Origin of the sequence: Plantactinospora sp. B6F1 (genome assembly GCF_040120695.1) — a bacterium.
In the GTDB taxonomy this organism is placed as follows: domain Bacteria; phylum Actinomycetota; class Actinomycetes; order Mycobacteriales; family Micromonosporaceae; genus Plantactinospora.
The window spans coordinates 264316-284153 of record NZ_JBEEAC010000002.1; the positions used below are offsets into that span (position 1 = coordinate 264316).

Sequence of the window (19838 nt, forward strand, 5' to 3'; positions counted from 1 at the left end):
TTTCTTTCCTCCACATGGTGGGGATCGAGTCGGCGCAGGTCAGGCCCGTTACAGGCTACCTTCCCCAGTCGGTATCCACAGCCTGTGCACAGGGCCGCGCACACCTCGCCGGCAACCATCCACAGGTTGTCCCGAACTCCGTCCACCGTCGTGCTTGAGTCCCTGACCTCGACGTCCGTATCGTTGCCCCCTGACCCTGCCACCGTGCCGACATCTCCCCCGGTCAACGCGGCTGGCCGGTCCGGGTCCGGTCCGTCGCCGACCGGGTCGCGGGGCAGTCGAGAAATGTCGTACCTCGGCGGTTCGCTGGGAGCCAGCCGGTGTGGCGGAGGGGGATGCCGTGTCGATCACCGACGACGTACGAGGGGAGTCGCGCCCGTCACGCGGAGAGTCGCGACCGCCGACGCCGCCGTCGGACGTCCCGGCGCCGCGCGACGGCCAGTTCGACAAGACCCCACCGCAGGACATCGCGGCCGAGCAGTGCGTGCTCGGCGGGATGCTGCTCTCCAAGGACGCCATCGCGGACGTCGTGGAGATCCTCCGGACCACCGACTTCTACCGGCCGGTGCACTCGACCGTCTTCGACGCGATCCTGGACCTCTACGGTCGCGGCGAGCCGGCCGACGCCATCACCGTCGCCGCCGCGCTTGCCGACTCCGGCGACCTGGCCCGGATCGGCGGTGCGCCCTACCTGCACACGCTGATCGCCAGCGTGCCGACGGCCGCCAACGCCGCCTACTACGCGCGGATCGTCGGCGAGCGCGCGGTGCTGCGCCGCCTGGTCGAGGCCGGCACCCGGATCGTGCAGCTCGGCTACGGCTCGGCCGGCGGCGGCGGGCGGGATGTCGATGACGTGGTGGACCTGGCCCAGCAGGCGGTCTACGACGTCACCGAGAGGCGGGTCAGCGAGGACTTCGCGGTGCTCGCCGACATGCTCCAGCCGACGCTCGACGAGATCGAGGCGGTCGGTGCGCAGGGCGGGGTGATGACCGGCGTGCCTACCGGCTTCACCGACCTGGATCGGCTGCTCAACGGGCTGCACCCGGGGCAGCTGGTGATCGTGGCCGGCAGGCCCGGTCTGGGAAAGGCGCTCTCCCTGGACACCCCCCTACCCACGCCCAATGGTTGGACCACCATGGGCAGGGTGCGAGAGGGCGACTATCTGCTCGGCGCGGACGGTCGGCCCACCCGGGTGACCCACGCGTTCGAGGTGATGCACGGCCGGCCGTGCTACGAGGTGGAGTTCTCCGACGGGTCGGTGATCGTCGCCGACGCGGAGCACCTCTGGAAGACGACGACGCGCGCCAGCCGTAGGAGTTCCGCCACGCTACAGGAGCGGGTCGGTCGCGAGTTCGCGCAGATCGTTCCGCAGGCTGTCCGAACCCTGCCGGACGTGGTGACAACCAGACAGATAATGCACACACTCCGTACGCGGACCGCCGGCCGCCGGCCGACCCACGCCGTCGAGAACTGCGCCCCGCTGGAGTTGCCCGAGCGCGAACTGATGATCCCGCCGTACGTTCTCGGGGTCTGGCTGGGCGAGGCGGGTCACCGGAGATTCGGATCCCCGGTCGGCCGGCTGCGAGATCTCGAAGCTCTGGGCAACACGCACATTCCCGGCGAGTACCTGAGGGCCTCCGAGGCCCAGCGACGTGCTCTGCTCGCCGGGCTGATGGACACCGACGGCACCGTCGCGCCGGCCGGCAACCTCCAATACACCTCGACGTCGCGCCGGCTGGCACTCGACGTGCACGAACTCGTGGTCAGCCTCGGATACCGGTGCAGCATCACCGAGGAGCGCGTGCGGGGCGCGGGGCCGGCTACGGCGTACACCTTGACCTTCAGCACGCCGGATGAGATCTTCCGACTCGAACGGAAGCGGGAGGTGCACCGCGACCGTCGCCGGGCAACCACGACCGGGTCCCGGGTGCGGCACATCGTCGCGGTACGCCCGGTGCCGAGCGTCCCGGTGCGCTGCGTGACCGTCGACAACGCCGACCACCTCTACCTGGCCGGCCGGTCGATGATCCCGACACACAACTCGACGGCCTCGATGGACTTCGCCAGGAACGCCGCGATCCGCCACAACTGCGCGAGCGCCATCTTCTCGCTCGAAATGAGCAAGGTCGAGATCGTGATGCGACTCCTGTCGGCCGAGGCCCGGGTGCCGTTGCACGTGCTGCGTAGCGGGCAACTCTCCGACGACGACTGGACCAAGCTGGCCCGCCGGATGGGCGAGATCAGCGAAGCGCCGCTCTTCGTCGACGACACCCCCAACATGAACCTGATGGAGATCCGGGCCAAGGCCCGCCGGCTCAAGCAGCGGCACGACCTCAAGATGATCGTGGTGGACTATCTCCAGCTGATGAGTTCGCCGAAGCGCACCGAGAGCCGCCAGCAGGAGGTCGCCGAGCTGTCCCGAGGGTTGAAGCTGCTGGCCAAGGAGGTCGAGTGCCCGGTGATCGCGGTCAGTCAGCTGAACCGTGGCCCGGAGCAGCGTACCGACAAACGTCCGCAATTGTCCGACCTGCGCGAATCTGGTTGTCTGACGGCCGAGACCCGGCTCATCCGTGCCGACACGAACGCCGAGGTCACGCTCGGCGAGCTGATGGCGCACGGCGCGCGGGAGATTCCTGTCTGGGCCCTGGACGAGAAGTTGAGGTATACCGCCCGGACTCTCACGCACGCGTTCCCCAGCGGGACGCGTCAGGTCTTCCGGCTGACTCTCGCCTCGGGCAAGCAGATCGACGCCACCGGCAATCACCCGTTCCTGACGTTCGGCGGTTGGGTTCCCCTGCGGGAACTCACGGTCGGCGCCCCCGTCGCGACGCCTCGGCACATTCCCCCGCCGCTGGCCATCCGACCGTGGCGAGAGGCGCGCGTGATCATGCTTGCGCACCTGCTGGGTGACGGATCCTTCGAACGGCGGCGGCCCGTCCGGTACGCCAGCCAGGACGAGGAGAATCTTGCCGCCGTAACGGCAGCGGCGGAAGACTTCGGCATCACCGCGATTCGCGACGACTGCACGGCGGCCCGGGTCAGCACCCTCCGTCTTCCCTCCCCCCACCGTCCGGCTCCGGGGCGGCGGAACCCGATCGCCGAGTGGCTGGACGGCCTGGGGCTGTACGGGCTGCGCGCGCACGAGAAGGTCGTACCATCCGACGTTTTCTCGCTACCCAAGGAACAGATCACACTCTTCCTGCGGCACCTCTGGGCGACGGACGGTTCGGTCACCGTGCACCGGGCGGGCAGGGGCGGGCGGATCCACTACGGGTCGACCAGCCGCCGGCTGCTCGAAGACATCTCCCGCCTGCTGCTCCGGTACGGCATCACGACGCGGCTGAGCGCGGTTCCGACCGGGACGCACCCGACCCGGTACACGCTGGAGATCTCCGGGCGGGACGATCAGCTCCGGTTCCTGCGGGAGATCGGGGTGTACGGCGAACGGGGCAGGGACTGCGCTCGACTGATCTCGGCCATCCAGTCCACGGTCAACAATGCCAATGTCGACACCGTGCCCCGCGAGGTGTGGGGTCGGGTGCGGGAGGTGCTGACCGAGCGCGGCGGGACGCATCACGAGTTCGCGCTGACCGAGCGCGGCGGGACGCATCACGAGTTCGCGCTGACCGAGCGCGGCACGTCGCACCGCGAGTTCGCCGCCTCCCTGGAGATCCAGGCCAGCGGGAGCGCGCGGCGGAAGCGGGCGCCGGGCCGTGCCCGGCTTGCCGAGGTCGCGCAGGTGCTGGACTCTGCGGACCTTGAGCTGCACGCCACCAACGACGTCTGCTGGGACGAGGTGCGTTCCATCGAGCCGTTGGGCGAACGCGACGTGTACGACGCGACGGTGCTCGGCGTACACAACTTCATCGCGAACGGGATCGCCGTACACAACTCGATCGAGCAGGATGCCGACGTCGTCATCCTGTTGCACCGCGACGACTACTACGACAAGGAATCGCCCCGGGCCGGCGAGGCGGACTTCATCGTCGCCAAGCACCGCAACGGACCGACGGACACCGTCACCGTCGCCGCCCAACTCCACCTGTCCCGGTTCGTCGACATGGCCATCGTCTGAGCCCGCCCGGCCCAAAGGTGCCCGGCCCGAGGGTGCTCTGTGGGCAGCACACCTCACCGGCCCGCCGCCGTCGCGGGTGGGATGGTGCCCACCGCCTCGGTGACCAGGGTGGCGAGGGACGTGTCACGCCGTCCAGCCCCAACCAGCTCCGCGAAATGGCGAGATCCCCGCACCGGCAACGCGGGCCTGCCCGTCGAGGCGACGCGCGAGGTTCGTTGCCGGTGCGGGGATCCGCGAAGACCCCGACCAGCCGGCCGAGCCGGTGAGCCGCCCAGCGGCTGCGGCCCATACCCGCCCAGCGGCTGGGGCCCGAAACCGCCCTGCCGGCGGGGCCGGTCAGTCGAAGAAGTCGTTCAGGAAGCCCTTCCGCTTCTTGTGCCGGTAGTGCCCGTGATAGCCGTAGTGCGGCTGTCCGTACGCCGGGGCCGGTGCCGGCGGGTACCCGTGGCCGGGCGGCGGCGGTGGCGGCGGCGGTACGTGGCTCGGGCCTCCGTAGGCGGGCTGGTGCGGGGCCGGCGGCGGAGGCGGCGGGTATCCGCCCCCCGGGGCGGGTGCCTGCTGCGGCGTCGGCGAGTGCTGCTGACTCCAGTTCGCCTCGGCCTCGAACAGCTTCTCCAACTCGCCCCGGTCGAGGAAGATGCCACGGCATTCGGTGCACTGGTCAACCGTGACGCCGCTGCGCTCGTACTGGCGCATGTCGCCACGACACTTGGGACAGGTCATCTGCATCACCCGACGGTACCCGGTCGAATCACCTACTTCCCGTCAGCGCGGCCACCACTTCCGAGTCCGGTACCTCGTGGAAGTCGTCGTAGTAGCGGCTGACGGCGCTGAAGTCGGCCGGGCGCTCCGGGCAGACCACCTCGTCGGCGGCGCGAAGCAGTATCTCGTACGCCTGCGGCGCGCCGACCGGGACGGCGAGCACCACCCGTCGGGCCCCGAGTTGCCGGGCCACCCCCACGGCCGCCCGCGCGGTGGCGCCGGTGGCCAACCCGTCGTCGACGATCACCGCGGTCCGGCCGTCCAGCCGCAGCGGCGGCCGGTCCCTGCGGTAGAGCCGCTCCCGCCGTTCCAGCTCGGCGGTCTCGGCCCGGACCACCGCGTCCACCTCCTCCGGGGCCAGCCGGTCGGCGATCTCCGCGTTGAGTACCCGCAGGCCGCCCGGTCCGACGGCCCCGAAGGCCACCTCGGGCGCCTCCGGCAGGCCCAGTTTCCGGACCACCAGTACGTCCAGCGGAACACCGAGTCGATCCGCCACCGCCGCCGCCACAGGCACGCCGCCCCGGACCAGCCCCAGGACGACCACGTCGGGGTCGCCGCCGATCGACCGGAGCAGGTCGGCGAGTGTCGCCCCGGCCTCCGCCCGGTCCCGATAGGTCGCGTTCATCAGGAGCCGCCGGAGAAATCCCTGGCCTTCGCCATGGGGAGGAAGGAGCGGTCAGGTGTGGTGTGGGTTTTCGGCATCGCGTCGACTCCTCTGCGTCGGCGGGGACTGTCGGTCTGTGTCGGCTGTATGCGGCAGTGTCCTGCTGTGCCTGCTGTGCCTGCTGTGTTGGCGCAAGTGTCGGAGACGGCCCGGCTTCCCACCACGGGAAGCGTCAAGCCTCAGGTTTACGCCCCGTTGGCCGACCCTGCTCGGCAGACACCCAGAAAAGCCGTCGGGAGAGCGCGTGGCCCGCCTTCGGGCAGTTCCCGGCTCGGCGCCGAAGCCGCGTTGCCGGCCCCACCCGTCGAAGCCGGTGGCGGGTCACCGCAGGTTGCCGAGCTGCCAGCCGAGGGCGGCGGCGCCGAGTCCGACGGTGAGGGTCCCCAGTACGTTCAGTATCGCGCGGCCCCGTCCCCCGGGCCCGGCCCCGAGCAGGTGCACGGTCTCGTAGCCGAAGGTCGAGTACGTGGTCAGGGCACCACAGAACCCGGTGCCGAGCAGCGCGCCGACCCAGCCCGGCAGGGCGCCGCCCGCCCCGGCGACCAGGCCAAGCACCAGCGAGCCGGCGACGTTGACCGTGAACGTGGCCCATGGCGCGGGCCGCGAGCCGCGCTCGACCAGCCAGTTGACCGCGAACCGGCAGACCGCCCCGAGGGCACCGCCGAGCAGTACCACCGCCCAGCTCAGCATCGCGGTCCCGCCCGCCCGGTCACGATGCCCGGCCCGGTCGCGACGGCCTGCCCGGTCGTGACGGCCTGCCCGGTCACGATGCCCGGCCCGGTCGTGACGGCCTGCCCGGCCACGACCGCACCCGGTCCGCCGCCCAGATGCCGAGGCGGACCGCGGCCAGCGCTCCGGCGAGCGTGCCGAGCAGGTAGCCGACGGCGACCCCGGGACGGCCGGCGGCGAGAAGCGCCCGGCTCTCCACCGCGTACGTCGAGAAGGTGGTGAAGCCGCCCAGGATTCCGGTACCGAGGAACGGCCGGACCAGCCGGTGCGGGGTGGCGGCCGTGGTGACCAGTCGCATCAGCAGGCCGATCAGGGCACACCCGGAGAGGTTGGTGACCAGGGTCGCCCAGGGTACGCCGGTCGCGGCGTGCGGCCAGAGCACCGCCAGCCCGTACCGGCCGGCCGAGCCGAGCGCCCCGCCGAGGGCGACCACGGCGACGACATCCCAGCCGGGCCGGTACGGCGACGCCGCCGGCTGGTCGGGTTCGTCCGGCTCGTGGGGCTCGTTGGGGTGGGACGGGTTCACGGGTTGGCCGTCGGCACCGGTGTGCGGCCGGAGTCCGGGCTTGCCTGCGGGGTGCGGGCGAGCCTGAGCGCGGGGACCCAGCCGAGCAGGGCGACCGGATAGAGCAGGTACCCGAACCGGGTCGACGGCATCAGCAGGATCGCGGCGAGCAGCCCGTACCCGCAGAAGAGCGCGGCCGAGGCGGCCGTGCGGGGCGGGCGGCGCAGCAGTAGGACGGCGATCAGCAGTCCGGCTGCGACCAGCAGCGCGGCGGCGACCACCCGGCCGGCCGGCAGCGCCTGCGCGATCAGGTACCCGGGGAACGGCGACGCGGCCGGGCTGCTGAGCAGGCCGTGGCCGAGCGGAAAGCGCAGCACGTTCTCGACCAGCGCGGCCGAGTCGACGAGCTGGGCCGGGACGAGCGCGACGAGCGGCAGGCCGACCGCCCCGACAGCCAGCCGCAGCCCGGTCCGCGGGCCGCCCCGGACGACGGCGTGCACCAGCAGGACCAGCGCGACCGGCCAGGCGAAGAGTTTCAGGGCCGCGGCCAGCCCGACCGCGAGCCCGGCGCCGAGGTAGCGGTCCCGGGCGGCGCAGGCGAGGGCGAGCAGGCAGAGGGCGAGGACCGGCAGGTCGTCACCGCCGGTCGCCAGGGTCAGCGCGCAGACCGGCAGTACCGTCCCGAGCTGCACCGCCCGGACCAGCGCGGCGTCCCGGGCACCGGCCCGCTCCGCCGGCAGCGTGGCGGGTTCGCCGGCGATCGTGCCCGCCGGCGGTGGGACGGGCCCCGGCGATGATGACCGGGTACCGTCGGCGACCGCCGCCGGGCGGCGGAGCAGCAGCACGGCCAGACCGAGCGCGACGGCGGTGGCGAGGGCGAACCAGATCCGGGCGTCCGTCCACCACGCGGTGCCGGCGACGGCGCGGGGCAGTCCGAAGAGCGCCATCCCCGGCTGGTACGGGGTGTAGCCGAGAAGTTGCTCGCCGCCTGGCAGTGCGGCGATGGCGTCCCGGGTCAGGTACGGCGTTCCGTGGTCGAGCAGCCGGGTGCCGGAGTTCTCGACCACCACCACCTCCTCCTGGGCCCGGTCCAGCCGGCCGCCGACCCGTTCGACCGCCTGCCGGACCAGCGGCAGCAGTGCGGTGGCGGCCCAGACGGCGACGGTCAGCCCGCCCCGGGCGGCGGTGCCGGCCAGCCTGGACTCGGGCCGGTGGCGCCGGACCAGGAGCTGACCGAGTACCGCCAGCGTGCCGAGCAGGTAGCCGGCGGCGGCGATGCTGCCCCAGGCCCGGTGCGGCAGCAGGGTGGAGGTGGCCGCGGTGATTGCGGCGAAGCCGGTGGAGAGGAGGTAGAGCACCAGGTCGGCGGCGAGACCACCGGCGGCCCGGTCGGCCCGGCGCCAGTAGCCGCGGCCATCATCCGCTGAGATGTCCAGTTCGTCCGTGGCACTCACGCGGGCAAGTGTGGCAGACGTCCGGTGGCACCCGTGTCGGTGACGCCGGCACCCGTGGCGGTGACGCCGGTGGCTGCGGCAGGCGCTGGGCCAGCTAGGCCCCCAGGTGCGGCAGGCGTTCGGGGCGGCGGGGGCCGGGGCGGCGGCCGGGGGAGAGCCGGACCACGGCGCCCTCGTCGTGCAGTGCCGGGGCGAGCGTGCCGGGGCGACCGCCCGCCCCCTGGTGCAGGGCGGCGAGCAGCCGGGCGGCCGGCATCGGTCGGGCGAAGAGGTGGCCCTGCCCGGCGGCGCAGCCCAGCTCCCAGAGCGCGCGACGCTGCGGTTCGCTCTCCACGCCCTCGGCGACCACGGTCAGGTTGAGGCTGCGGCCGAGGTCGACCGTGGACCGGATCACCGCGGCCGCTTCTGCCGAGGTTTCCATCGCGGTCACGAAGCCCCGGTCGATCTTCAATTCGTGTACGGGAATCCGGGACAGCACCGACAGCGACGAGTAGCCGGTGCCGAAGTCGTCCAGGGCGAGCCGGATGCCCGCGTCCCGGAGCTGCCCGAGCACCTGGTCGACCACCTCGAGCTGGCTGAGTGTCAGCGTCTCGGTCAGCTCCAGCACCAGCCGGTCGGGCGGCAGGTCGTGCGCCCGCAACCGGGCCAGTACGGCGCCGGGGAACCGGGCGTCCAGCAGGCTGCGTGGTGAGACGTTGACCGCCACCGGCAGGTCGAAGCCGGCCTCCCGCCAGGAGTTGACGGCGATCAGCGACTGGTCGAGTACGGCCTCGGCGAACGCCGGCAGCAGCCCGGACCGTTCCACCGTCTCCAGGAACCGGAGGGGGTCGATGGTGCCCCGGGCCGGATGCCGCCACCGGGCCAGCGCCTCGGCGGCCACCACCTCGCCGCTGCCGAGGTCGACGATCGGCTGGAAGTTGACGGTGAACTCGTGGTCGGCCACGGCCCGGGGCAGGTCGCCGCCGAGCGAGAGCCGGCCGAGGTCGGCGGTGTCCCGGGCCGGTGCGTACGTGGCGATCCGCCGTCCGGACCGCTTGGCCTGGTACATCGCCACGTCGGCGCGGCGCAGCAGTTCGGTCATCCCGCCGCTGCTCGGTGCGACCGCGATGCCGCCGCTGGCCTCGACACTGATCCGCATCCCGTCCAGCTCGATCGGCTCGTGCAGCGCGCTGAGCAGTGCCTCGGCCCGGTGCGCGGCGACCGCCGGCGCCGGCAGGCCGTGGAAGAGCACCGCGAACTCGTCGCCGCCGAGCCGGGCGACCAGGTCCTCGCCCTGGACAGCGCCGCGCAGCCGCTCGGCCACCTGGATCAGCACCCGGTCACCGGCGGCGTGCCCGAGGGTGTCGTTGACCTCCTTGAAGTGGTTGAGATCGATCAGCAGCAGCGCGACGACCCCCTCGGCACGGCGCTGGCCGAGCCGCTCGGCACCCCGGTCGAGCAGGTGGCGCCGGTTGGCCAGGCCGGTCAGCGCGTCGTGCGCGGCGGCGTGCGCGTGCTCCTCGGCCACCCGGTTCAACTCGGCGTACGCGGTGGCGTTGCGGACCGCGGTGCAGAGCGCCGAGGCGAAGGTACGCAGGGTGTACTGCTCCCGCTCGGAGAGTTTGACCGGCCCCCGGAAACGCAACCGCAGCATCCCGATGTCGCTGCCGTCGTACCCCTTCATCTCGATCGGGATGACCGACCCGTTGATAGTGGAGGGAGCCGCAGTGAGCCCGTCGTACGTGACGGCCTCGCTGTTGCCCCGCACGGTGCGTCCGTTGGCCTGCAACCCCACCTCGACCTCGTCGGCGGAGAAGAGGACGGCGGCTTGGGCGACAGCCGTGTGCAGCACAGCGTTGATGTCCACCACGTTGAGCGCGTCCGTGGTGTGCGCCAGGTCCTGCCAGGCCTGCCGCTCGGCCCGGGCACGCACCCGAGTCGAGTACGCCAGGTGCAGGCTGAGCGCCAGCGGCGGCACGGCGATCAGCAGCCGGGTCTCGATCGTCAGGAGAACCAGCGTCGAGACGGCGACGACGAATCGCATCAGGAAGCCGATGAGTCTGAGGTCCCAGTTGGCGCTGAACTGTTTGCGGATCTTCGTCCGGCTCGCAAGCGCGATAACCGGAATGGCGATGGCTTCGTCGAGAACGACCAAGATGGCGAACGCCGCCGCGAGTGGTAGGACCATGCGCTGTACTTCACCGGGTGGCCAGACCCATCCGAGGACCGTCAAGGTGCTGCCGGCGGCGGTCGCCATCAGCGTGTTCTTGCTGATCGTGAAGACTGCCTTGATCAACGGCAGGTGCAGGAGACGGACCACGACGGCGAGGCCGATCCCGGTGCACAGCACCATCCATGAGGTAGGTGCCACAGCGATACCGATGACGATGGCGGTCTCGTTCCAGGTGATGGCTTGGGTGGCCGAGCGGATCCGGATGGGAGCCTTCACGGTGGCGCTGATCACGACCGTGAAGACCAGCGTTGCCACCGTCGCGAGATCAGCGACCGACCGGGGCGGGTCGGCGATGACATCCACGATGGCGAGGGCTGTGGCGGTGCCTGCGCAAACAGCGACGAGACCGATGAGCGGCAGGAGCCGCTGATCAGTCTCGTTGTCGCGTCGCTGCACCTGACTCACATCGGTTCCTGACGTCACCGAGACGAACTGCTTGGTAACCGTAGCAACCGAACGCTGTCAGTGTGTTGGTCGAATCTCTCTCAGTACCACTCGCTGCCGCGCATCGTCGCCACTCCCTTCGCCGTACGGGACCTACGTAACGCCCGGAATTCGGGGATTGCCCCTTATCGGGTGCCGCGTCCGATCGATGAGCGAAGCTTAGGACGAGTAACAGCTGGTTAGCGACAATAAATGTCGGTATAATCAGTATTAGCCAACTAGCTCAGCATTCGCTACGCTCTGTCCGTATCTGGAGACTGAGAGCGCTAGGTCAGGTGCGTACCAACGTTAGGAAGCGGGGCTGCCAGGCTTCCCTTCGGATGCCCGCTCCCGAGGGGTCTGGGGGAAGGCCTGATTCGCTGACCGCAAAGATACGATCACGCAGCGCCGCCAGTTGGCGGTGTCGTTGATTGGTGCGACCGCACTTATGTGATTGGCGTCGAGTCTCGGCGAACCAAGCAGCAGTCTCCATCGGCTGACCTGGTAGAACTCGCTTCGTGTCCATCTGCTGACCCTGGGTTTCCCCTCATGATGGCGCATCTACCATCCTTGATGTTCGCCTCATCGGGGGCGAGTTGCTCCGTCTCGCGCACAATGGCCAAAATGACGCTGATGAATGTGGCCGTGTGTGGGTCGATAGACTGCATGGGGTCACGCACAACTCGTCGCTTTTGGGCGTTCTGGGGCAGTAGATGATTGAAGTCCGGCTGCTTGGACCGTTCCAGGTCGTGACCGACCGGAAGTCCTGCCACTCGGCGCGCCGAAGCAGCGGCCCGTACGGCCTTGTTCTGATGGTCCGCGAAGCGTACCGTCGTTCTAGCTTTCCATATGGAAAGTATTATCCGTAGGGGGAGTTGGTCGATGGTTGGCATGGACCCGGAGCGGGCTGCACGAGAACTTGCCAAGGCTGACCAGCAGCTACGTCGAGGCGCGGCGCTAGTGCTGCTCCCGCGCTGGTGGCAGCCGGCAGGCGGCTTGTTTTTCGTGCTGCTGTGGGCGAGGTGGGATGTCCCGGAGCCAGCTCGGCGTTGGTATGCGCTGCTACTTCTCGTAGTTATCGCCGGACTCGTGGTGGGCATGGTGCGACTGCGGCGGAACGCGCGCGCCCGACCGCTGCGGATGAAGAGCGGCTGGCGTACATGGGTGTTGATCTGGATCGTCGCGATCACGTCCTGCGGCGTCGTACTCGGCAGCGGCCTGACGCTACGGAGTCTTGCGGTTCCGCTGCCCATCACGGTGAGCAGCATCGTGGTGGTTAGCGCACTCATGCTGATGAAGTGGAGTGGTCAACGCTGGGGAGGTAGCTATCTTCAACGGGTCAGCCGGGGCCAGTGGTGAGCGGCGATCCGATCAGGCCCGATCCGGTCATCAGCACCACGACCCGGCTGTCGTTGATGGCTGTGCTCGCCGGGGTGCAGGCAGTCGAGTTCGGCGCGGTCCGCGACGCCACCGGCTTGAGTGACTCGGTGGTCTCGAAGCAGGCGGCCGCGCTCGAAGCCGTTGGCTATCTGACGATTCGCAAGGGACATGTGGGACGCAGGCCCCGCACCTGGCTCTCGCTCACCCCTGCTGGACGGACGGCACTACGCAGGCACATCGCGGCGCTGCGTCGGATCGTGGACCTCGCGGGCGGTTGAGCTGTATCGAGGCATCGAAGCCCGGGCCGACGTCGCGGCGGTCACCGCCCGCCACAGGCGTGCTGCGACGACCTGGCCGGTAGGCTCGCGGACGTGACCGAGTCCGCGCACCTCACCCACGTCGACGCCAGCGGATCGGCCCGGATGGTCGACGTCTCCGCCAAACCGGTCTCGGTGCGCCGGGCCGTCGCCGCCGGCCGGCTGCGTACCACCGCCGAGGTGGTCGAGTTGCTGCGCCGGGACGGGTTGCCCAAGGGCGATGCCCTGGCCGTCGGTCGGCTCGCCGGCATCATGGGCGCGAAACGCACCCCGGACCTGATCCCGCTCTGCCACCCGATCGCCCTGCACGGGGTGACCGTCGACCTGGAGCCCGGCGTCGACACGGTCGAGATCATCGCGACGGTCCGGACCGCCGACCGGACCGGCGTCGAGATGGAGGCGCTGACCGCGGTGGCCACCGCCGGGCTGGCGCTGGTCGACATGGTCAAGGCCGTCGACCCGGCGGCCTCGATCGAGGGGGTACGGGTGCTGCGCAAGGAGGGCGGCAAGACCGGCGACTGGATCCGACCGGCGGACCGGCCGTGATCCGGGCGAGGGTGGTGGTCGCCTCCAACCGCGCGGCGACCGGCGTCTACGCCGACACCAGCGGCCCGCTGCTGGTCGAGGGCCTGACGAAGCTCGGCTGCCTGGTCGACGAGCCGGTGGTGGTGCGCGACGGCGATCCGGTCGGCGTCGAGTTGCGCCGCGCGGCGGCCGAGGGCGTCGACGTGGTGCTGACCAGCGGCGGCACCGGCATCAACCCGACCGACCGGACCCCCGAGGTCACCCGGGCACTGCTCGACTACGAGATCCCGGGCATCGCCGAGGCGATCCGGGCGCACAGCCGGGACAGGGTGCCGACGGCCGCGCTCTCCCGTGGCCTGGCCGGGGTACTCGGCCGGATGCTGGTGGTGAACCTGCCCGGCTCCACCGGTGGCGCCCGGGACGGGCTTGCCGTACTCGGGCCGATCCTGGAGCACGCCGTCGACCAGCTCCGGGGCGGCGACCACCCGCGTACCGACTGAACTCGTCGGCGGGCGGTCGTACCGCGAGGATAGGCTCGGACGGTGAACGTGAGAAGCACGCGGCAGGGGGCCCTACCCGAAGCGGGTGGGGCGGCGTGAGCACCGAGGCGGCCGTCGCCGCCGATCCGTCGGCCGGTCCGCCGACCCTGGACTGGGTCGAGGCGCGGTCCAGGGTGTACGACGCCGGCCGCGCCGCCGCACCGGTGCCGGTCGAGTTGCCGGTCGCCGAGGCCGACGGCCAGACCCTGGCCGAGCCGCTGACCACCCTCACCGACCTGCCCGCCTTTCCGACGTCGAGCGTGGACGGTTGGGCGGTACGCGGCACCGGGCCGTGGCGGCTCGTCGGCCGGGTGCTCGCCGGCAGCGCGCCGGCACCGCTGGCCGAGGAGGGCACCGCCGTCGAAATCGCCACCGGTGCGATGCTGCCGGCCGGTGCGGCCGGAGTGCTCCGGGTCGAGGAGTCGACGCGTACCGCCGACGGGCTGGTCGCCGGCACACTGCGGCCGGCGCCGGAGTGGCGGGCCCCCGGCGAGGAGGCGCATGCCGGTGAGGAGCTGTTTCCGGCCGGTACCCCGGTCGACCCGGGCGTGATCGGGCTCGCCGCGTCGTGCGGCTACGACACCCTGCGGGTTCGCCGGGCGCCTCGGGCCGCTCTGATCATCTTCGGTGACGAGTTGCTCACCGCCGGCCGCCCCGGTGCCGGCCGGGTACGCGACTCGCTCGGCCCGGCCGTCCCCGCCTGGCTGCGCCGGTACGGCTGCACCATCACCGCCGCCGACGTCGTCGGTCCGGTGGCCGACACCCTGGAGGCGCACGTCGAGGCGCTCCGCCAGGGACTCGCCACCGCCGACCTGGTCTGCACCACCGGTGGCACCATGCACGGGCCGGTCGACCACCTGCACCCGGCCCTACGCGACCTGGGTGCGGAGTACGTCGTCAACACCGTGGCCGTGCGCCCGGGCTTCCCGATGCTGCTCGCCCGGGTGACCGGGCCGGACGGTCGGGCCCGGTTCGTCGCCGGGCTGCCGGGCAACCCACAGTCGGCGATCGTCGCGGTCGTCTCGCTGGTCGCCCCGCTGCTGGCCGGGCTGTGCGGCCGGGCGATGCCGGAGCTGCCCCGGGTGACGCTGGCCGAGCCGGTGGCCGGGCGGGGTGACTACACCCATCTGGCGCTGGTCCGGGTGGACCCCGCCGACAACACCGCCAACCCGGTCCGGCACGTCGGTTCGGCGATGCTGCGCGGGCTCGCCGGGGCGGCCGGATTTGCCGTGATCGCCCCGGGTACCAAGGGTGAACCGGGTGATCGGGTGCCGGTCGTCCCCCTGCCGCTGCTGCCCGGAGAGCGCCCCCAGCAAGGAGTGTGAGATGAGCGTACGGAGCGAGCCGGCCGTCGACACCGGAGCTGTGCCGTCGACCGGCCGGTTGCATGCCGCCGTCGGCACCGCCCCGCTGGACGTCGCCTTCCACGAGTCCGTGGTCGCCGACGCGGCCGCCGGTGCGGTGGTCTCCTTCCAGGGAGTGGTACGCGACCACGACCACGGCCGCTCGGTGCTCCGGCTGGAATACGAGGGCCACCCGAGCGCGGCGGACGTGCTGCGGGAGGTGGCCGCCGAGATCGCGGCCGATCCGGACGTACGCGCGGTGGCGGTCTCGCACCGGCTCGGCCCGCTGGAGATCGGCGATGTCGCCCTGGTGGCGGCGGTGAGTACCGCGCACCGGGCGGCGGCGTTCTCGGCCTGCGCGCGACTGGTCGACGAGGTCAAGGCCCGGCTGCCGGTGTGGAAGCGGCAGCTCTTCGCCGACGGCACCGAGGAGTGGGTGAACTGCCCCTGACGCCCGGGTCCGGGGCTATCGCTGGCTGGCGAGTCGGCGGTCGAACCGGGCGTGCTCGGCGTAGAACGCCGGCTCCGCACCGGGCCGCCACGGCAGCGCGGCGACCAGCAGGATGATCGCCAGGGCGAGCGAGTTCTCCATCAGCGCGCCGAAGAAGCCGTCCTGGTAGTGCGACACCTCCGGCAGTTGGTGCTCGTACGGCCAGATCGGTGAGATCAGGAAGAGCAGGTAGAGCCCGAGCGCGGCCGCACCGTGCCGCAGGCCGGTCAGGGTGGGGAACCAGATCGGTGTGCGCAGCCCGGTGATCGTGTTCGGGCCGTTGGCGGCGTTCGGCAGTGGAGGACGCGGCCAGGGGCCCCGGCTGGCGGCCCGGCGTCGGCTCGCGGCGTCGGCGAGGATCAGGATCGCCGGGATGACCCAGACCAGGTGGTGCGACCAGGAGATCGGGCTGATCACGTTGGTGGTGAGCCCGACCAGGGTGAACGCGGTCAGCTCGTCGCCGTCGGCGTGCGAGTGCGAGGCGCGGGACAGCCCGAGCGCCAGCAGCAGCATCGCGAACGCGAGCCAGAGCAGGGTCGGGGTCTCGATCGAGTCGTAGAGCCGGGCGAGCACACCGGCCAGCGACTGGTTCGGCGTCATGTCCGCCGCGCCGACCCGCTCGGTCTGCCAGAGCACCGACGTGAAGTAGGCGGTCGACTCGCGGCCGGCGATCGCGAAGGTGCCGACGGTGACGGTGATCGCGGTGCCGACCGCGGTCATCGCGGCCCGCCACTGCCGGGTGATCAGCAGGTAGACGATGAAGAGCGCCGGAGTGAGCTTGATCGAGGTGGCCAGGCCGATCCCGATCCCCGCCCAGGCGCCGCTGAAGAAGAGCCGGCGCAGCGGTCCGTCACCGGCGGTGATCCGGCTGCCACGTCGGGCCCGCCAGCGCAGCGCCACCAGGTCGGCCATGACGAGCCCGAAGAGCAGCAGGTTGACCTGGCCGTAGCCGAGCGTCTCCCGGGCCGGCTCGATGGCGACCGCCATCGGCACGGCGAGGCCCAGAGTGAACCAGAGCGACCAGCCGAGCCGGTCGGTGATCGGCTTGAGTAGCGCGGCGAGCACGACCGCCAGGGTCGCGACACTGGCGATGATGTTGATCCACCCGGCGAGGCCGAGCGGGATGCTCGCCATCGGCAGCATGACCAGGCCGGCGAAGGGCGGGTAGGTGAAGCCGAGGGTGGTCCTGGGTGCGATGAAGTCGTAGAGCTCGTGTCCGCCCGCCCACCAGACCACCGCGCCGTGGTAGATCTTCATGTCGAAGAAGTTGTACGGCCGTCCGAACGTGGCGATGGCGAGCCACGCGGCGTAGCAGACGACGGCGACGACGCCGATCCGTACGACTGCTCGACGGTCGATTCCACGAGCAAAGCGGCGGACTGAGGCGAGGCGGCCTAGCCGTCTTTCGACGGTCGCCGGCATGGCGTGGCCACCCCCGTACCGATGTCGGTCTTCCGCCCAGGTCCTCCAGGGAGCCTAGAACGGTGGGTCACTGGAATGCCTCCCGCGTTATGCGACCGTGTCCGATCCCACACTGGTTCGCGACATTTCCACCGCGTTAACGCAGGGAGTGCGGTTCAGGTGTTTCACAGCCGCTCAGTCAGGTGAAACTAGCATATGTCCGGCATGGACCATGCGCCGATCGGCGATCCCGACCCCCGGCGCCCCGGGAACATCGGCAGCCCGGGAAACCACCCGGCAACCCCGGAACCGGCCCTCGCCACCAGGCCTGCGGCGGTCAGCCCGGCCCCGGACGTGCGGCGATCAGCCCGGCAGCCGCCGGCCAGCCGCTGCGGAGCGTACGGCGATTCGCGCGTCACGGCGGGCGCCGCGTACCACCCGGCGTACCCGTCGACGACCGCTGCCCACCGCGTGGCTGGCCCGCCAGCCCAGCCCGGGCCGGCCCTCGGTGTCCGCCGCCGCCAGCAGCAGCCCGCCCATCAGTCCGAGATTCTTCATGAAGTGGATCTGGTGGGTCTGCCGCTGCGCCGGGTCGTCATGTTCCCAGAACGGATGGCCGGCGAGGGTGGTCGGCACCAGCGTACCGGCCAGCAGTGCGGCGGCCGGCCGGGTGAAGTGTCCGGTGGCCAGCATCAGCCCACCGAGGAGCTGGGCGACACCGTTCGCCCGGACCAGACTGACCGGGTCGGTCGGCATTCCCTCGTGGATGCCCTGCAACAGCGGGGCGACCTTGCCCGTCACCCGCTTCGCCCGGTCCACGTGCAGTTCGGGATTGGCCACGGCGCGGGCGCCGCTGACCACGAAGATCGTGCTCAACAGGGTACGAGCCACCGTGCGTACGGGTTTCATGCCCAAGTCTTACCCGATCGCACCGTTCTTCACCCCTCGAAGTGGGAGACTGGACGGCGCGGTCGCGGTACCGTCGCGAACTGTGACGATTGTGCGGCTTCGCGCAGAGGGCCCAGCCGACGCCCTGGCGATCCGTCAACTGCTCGCCGAGGCGTTCGCCGGCCCGGACGTCCGGCTGCCCCCGGAGGCGCGGCTCGTCGAGGCGTTGCGGGGCAGCGGCGCCTGGCTGCCCGAGCTGTCCATGGTGGCCGAAGTCGACGGTGAGCTGGTCGGTTACGCCCTGCTGAGCCGGGTCGAGGTGTGGCCGGGCGCCGTGCCGGCGCTGGCGCTCGGCCCGGTGGCGGTGCGGCCGGCCCGGCAGCGCCGAGGGTACGGCCAGGATGTCGTCCGGGCCGCGCTCGACGCCGCCGCCGAGCTCGACGAGCGCCTGGTCGTGGTGCTCGGCACCCCCGCCTACTACCGCCGGTTCGGGTTCTCCCCGGCCGCCCGGTTCGGCCTGACCAGCCCCTGGTCGGGCCTTGGTGATCCGTGGCAGGCGCTGGTGCTGCCGTCAGTGGACGGCTCCGACGACCCGGTGCCGAGTGGCGAGGTGACCTTTCCGCCACCCTGGTCCCAGGTGTGAGTCTCCGCCCGGTCGGCGAAGGTGGTGGTCGGTCGCGGGTGCCGCCGCCTCGCGGGGGGCTGGTCGCGGGGGTGGTGGCTGGTCGCGGCGGCGCCGGCCGCCCCGCTGCCCCGGGTGTCGACCGGCAGGTCCGCCGGGGCCGCGGCGGTCGCGGGACGCGCCGGGCGGCGCGCCGGTCAGGCCGGCTGGGTGCGCAGGTACCGGCCGAAGTGCGGGACCGTGAAGGCCACCGTGCCGCGCTCACCCGAGTAGATCAGCCCCTTCTTGATCAGTGCGTCCCGGGCCGGCGAGAGGCTGGCTGGCTTGCGTCCCAGCGAGCGGGCGATCTCGGCGGTGGAGACGGCGGCGTCCATGTCGTCCCGGTGACCGCCGCCGGTGCCGTCGTCACCGTCCGGCGCCGCCACCAGCGAGAGCGCGGCCATTGCCCGCATGTACTCCCGCTCCGCCGGGGTCGCCCGCTCGAAGCGGGAACCGAAGAACCCGACCGCCAGCTCGGCCTCGGCCTCGGGCGCCGCGACCCGTACGTCGGCGGCGGTCACCGGTGACCGGGGTGCGGAGTCCCAGGTGGCCTTCCCGTACGCCTGGACGAAGTACGGATAGCCGCCGGACTTCTCGTAGAGCAGGTCGAGGGCCTTCGGCTCGTACTCGACCTGCTCTCGGGCGGCGGGTGCGCAGAGTGCCTGGTCGGCGGCGATCCGGTCCAGCCGGTCGATGCGCTGGTAGCGGAAGAGCCGTTCCGAGTAGGACTTGGCGGCGGAGAGTACGGCCGGTAGGTGCGGCAGCCCGGCACCGACCACGATCAGCGGCCCGCCGAGCTGGGACAACTCGTGACACGCCGCGCAGAGCCCGGAGACGTCCTCCGGGCCGAGGTCCTGCATCTCGTCGAGGAAGACCGCGACCCCGGTGCCCACGTCGGCGGCGACCTCGGCCGCGTCGGTGAAGAGTTCGACCAGGTCGATCTCGATGTCGCCGGAGTCGGCCCGGCCGCTCGCCGCCGGTACGTCGATGCCGGGTTGCCAGCGGTCCCGCAGCCGGGTCGCCCCGGCTCCCCGCCCCGCTGCGGCCGGAGCCGAGCGCAGCGCGAACGCCTTGAGTACGCCGAGGAAGTCGTCGATCCGGTCGGGTGCCCGATGCCGGGGCGCCAGCTCCCGGATCGCCATGTGCAGGGCGGCGGCCACCGGACGCCGGATCGACTGGTCCGGGCGGGCCTCGATCTTCCCGGTTCCCCACAGTCGGTTGATGGCCTGGGAGCGGAGCGTGTTGAGCAGCACGGTCTTGCCGACTCCGCGTAGGCCGGTGAGGACCAGGCTGCGCTCGGGGCGGCCCCGGGCGATCCGCTCCAGCACGATGTCGAAGACCTCGAGCTCGCGCCCCCGCCCGGCGAGTTCGGGCGGGCGCTGGCCGGCGCCCGGCGCGTACGGGTTGCGGACCGGATCCACGTATCGCACGCTATCGGGTCATCTAGCTGGGACGCTAGACATCCGTAGA

17 protein-coding genes are annotated in these 19838 nt (G+C 71.6%); 8 read left to right on the plus strand and 9 right to left on the minus strand.

Translation table 11 applies throughout. The features are described 5' to 3' along the window. Positions 1 to 496: 496 nt before the first annotated feature. Positions 497 to 4075 carry a replicative DNA helicase gene (dnaB, locus tag ABNF97_RS04340; protein WP_502930449.1) on the plus strand — a complete coding sequence of 1193 codons (3579 nt, stop codon included), beginning with the start codon at positions 497 to 499 and terminating at the stop codon, positions 4073 to 4075. Between the two features lie 336 nt (positions 4076 to 4411). Here the strand turns inward: dnaB and ABNF97_RS04345 are convergent, their stop codons facing one another. The 6 genes from ABNF97_RS04345 to ABNF97_RS04370 all read right to left on the minus strand — a co-directional run bounded on the left by ABNF97_RS04345 (position 4412) and on the right by ABNF97_RS04370 (position 10806). Then, a complete protein-coding gene (locus tag ABNF97_RS04345; RefSeq protein ID WP_130461289.1) occupies positions 4412 to 4807 on the minus strand; it encodes a zf-TFIIB domain-containing protein in 396 nt (131 codons plus the stop codon). 19 nt (positions 4808 to 4826) lie between these two features. Continuing rightward, positions 4827 to 5462: a phosphoribosyltransferase family protein gene (locus ABNF97_RS04350; protein ID WP_130461290.1), complete on the minus strand. Its 636-nt coding sequence runs from the start codon at positions 5460 to 5462 to the stop codon at positions 4827 to 4829. 360 nt (positions 5463 to 5822) lie between these two features. Next, a complete protein-coding gene (locus tag ABNF97_RS04355) occupies positions 5823 to 6191 on the minus strand; it encodes a fluoride efflux transporter FluC (protein ID WP_349337720.1) in 369 nt (122 codons plus the stop codon). 73 nt (positions 6192 to 6264) lie between these two features. Beyond that, the gene (gene crcB, locus ABNF97_RS04360) at positions 6265 to 6756 is read right to left on the minus strand and encodes a fluoride efflux transporter CrcB (RefSeq protein WP_349337721.1); all 492 of its coding nucleotides are present in this window, start codon (positions 6754 to 6756) and stop codon (positions 6265 to 6267) included. Continuing rightward, the gene (locus ABNF97_RS04365; protein ID WP_349337847.1) at positions 6753 to 8171 is read right to left on the minus strand and encodes a glycosyltransferase 87 family protein; all 1419 of its coding nucleotides are present in this window, start codon (positions 8169 to 8171) and stop codon (positions 6753 to 6755) included. Before ABNF97_RS04365 ends, crcB begins: the two co-directional genes overlap by 4 nt. Positions 8172 to 8283: 112 nt before the next feature. Beyond that, positions 8284 to 10806 carry a putative bifunctional diguanylate cyclase/phosphodiesterase gene (locus ABNF97_RS04370; RefSeq protein ID WP_349337722.1) on the minus strand — a complete coding sequence of 841 codons (2523 nt, stop codon included), beginning with the start codon at positions 10804 to 10806 and terminating at the stop codon, positions 8284 to 8286. Between the two features lie 900 nt (positions 10807 to 11706). On the opposite strand from ABNF97_RS04370, the gene ABNF97_RS04375 reads away from it, so the two are divergent. From ABNF97_RS04375 to ABNF97_RS04400, 6 genes are all read left to right on the plus strand, one after another. After that, positions 11707 to 12183, plus strand: coding sequence for a hypothetical protein (locus ABNF97_RS04375; RefSeq protein WP_130461294.1), 477 nt, complete (start codon positions 11707 to 11709; stop codon positions 12181 to 12183). Then, complete coding sequence (locus ABNF97_RS04380) at positions 12180 to 12482, plus strand: winged helix-turn-helix domain-containing protein (RefSeq protein WP_349337723.1); 303 nt, start codon at positions 12180 to 12182, stop codon at positions 12480 to 12482. Before ABNF97_RS04375 ends, ABNF97_RS04380 begins: the two co-directional genes overlap by 4 nt. 93 nt (positions 12483 to 12575) lie before the next feature. Continuing rightward, entirely contained in the window at positions 12576 to 13067 is a 492-nt protein-coding gene (gene moaC, locus ABNF97_RS04385; RefSeq protein ID WP_130461295.1) for a cyclic pyranopterin monophosphate synthase MoaC, read from the plus strand. After that, positions 13064 to 13546, plus strand: coding sequence for a molybdenum cofactor synthesis domain-containing protein (locus tag ABNF97_RS04390; RefSeq protein ID WP_130461296.1), 483 nt, complete (start codon positions 13064 to 13066; stop codon positions 13544 to 13546). Before moaC ends, ABNF97_RS04390 begins: the two co-directional genes overlap by 4 nt. A gap of 95 nt (positions 13547 to 13641) precedes the next feature. Further along, complete coding sequence (locus tag ABNF97_RS04395; RefSeq protein WP_502930440.1) at positions 13642 to 14910, plus strand: molybdopterin molybdotransferase MoeA; 1269 nt, start codon at positions 13642 to 13644, stop codon at positions 14908 to 14910. Between the two features lies 1 nt (position 14911). Continuing rightward, on the plus strand, positions 14912 to 15379 hold the full coding sequence (locus tag ABNF97_RS04400) for a molybdenum cofactor biosynthesis protein MoaE (RefSeq protein WP_349337724.1): 468 nt from the start codon (positions 14912 to 14914) through the stop codon (positions 15377 to 15379). 15 nt (positions 15380 to 15394) lie between these two features. On the opposite strand, the gene ABNF97_RS04405 is transcribed toward ABNF97_RS04400, so the two are convergent. After that, positions 15395 to 16840 carry a glycosyltransferase 87 family protein gene (locus ABNF97_RS04405; protein ID WP_349337725.1) on the minus strand — a complete coding sequence of 482 codons (1446 nt, stop codon included), beginning with the start codon at positions 16838 to 16840 and terminating at the stop codon, positions 15395 to 15397. A 342-nt stretch (positions 16841 to 17182) separates the two neighbouring features. Further along, the gene (locus tag ABNF97_RS04410; protein WP_130461300.1) at positions 17183 to 17728 is read right to left on the minus strand and encodes a DoxX family membrane protein; all 546 of its coding nucleotides are present in this window, start codon (positions 17726 to 17728) and stop codon (positions 17183 to 17185) included. 82 nt (positions 17729 to 17810) lie between these two features. Here ABNF97_RS04410 and ABNF97_RS04415 point away from each other — a divergent pair, with 82 nt between their 5' ends. After that, positions 17811 to 18350 carry a GNAT family N-acetyltransferase gene (locus tag ABNF97_RS04415; protein ID WP_130461301.1) on the plus strand — a complete coding sequence of 180 codons (540 nt, stop codon included), beginning with the start codon at positions 17811 to 17813 and terminating at the stop codon, positions 18348 to 18350. A 176-nt stretch (positions 18351 to 18526) separates the two neighbouring features. Here ABNF97_RS04415 and ABNF97_RS04420 read toward each other — a convergent pair whose 3' ends face one another. After that, positions 18527 to 19789: a DUF8462 domain-containing protein gene (locus ABNF97_RS04420; RefSeq protein WP_130461302.1), complete on the minus strand. Its 1263-nt coding sequence runs from the start codon at positions 19787 to 19789 to the stop codon at positions 18527 to 18529. Positions 19790 to 19838: the final 49 nt, after the last annotated feature.

Bases quoted from the DNA above. Each gene is read 5' to 3' on its own strand.
- ABNF97_RS04410 (WP_130461300.1), bottom strand. From the start codon at position 17,728: ATGAAACCCGTACGCACGGTGGCTCGTACCCTGTTGAGCACGATCTTC.
- ABNF97_RS04375 (WP_130461294.1), top strand. From the start codon at position 11,707: ATGGTTGGCATGGACCCGGAGCGGGCTGCACGAGAACTTGCCAAGGCT.
- ABNF97_RS04405 (WP_349337725.1), bottom strand. From the start codon at position 16,840: ATGCCGGCGACCGTCGAAAGACGGCTAGGCCGCCTCGCCTCAGTCCGC.
- ABNF97_RS04400 (WP_349337724.1), top strand. From the start codon at position 14,912: ATGAGCGTACGGAGCGAGCCGGCCGTCGACACCGGAGCTGTGCCGTCG.
- ABNF97_RS04355 (WP_349337720.1), bottom strand. From the start codon at position 6,191: ATGCTGAGCTGGGCGGTGGTACTGCTCGGCGGTGCCCTCGGGGCGGTC.
- dnaB (WP_502930449.1), top strand. From the start codon at position 497: ATGCTGCTCTCCAAGGACGCCATCGCGGACGTCGTGGAGATCCTCCGG.
- ABNF97_RS04350 (WP_130461290.1), bottom strand. From the start codon at position 5,462: ATGAACGCGACCTATCGGGACCGGGCGGAGGCCGGGGCGACACTCGCC.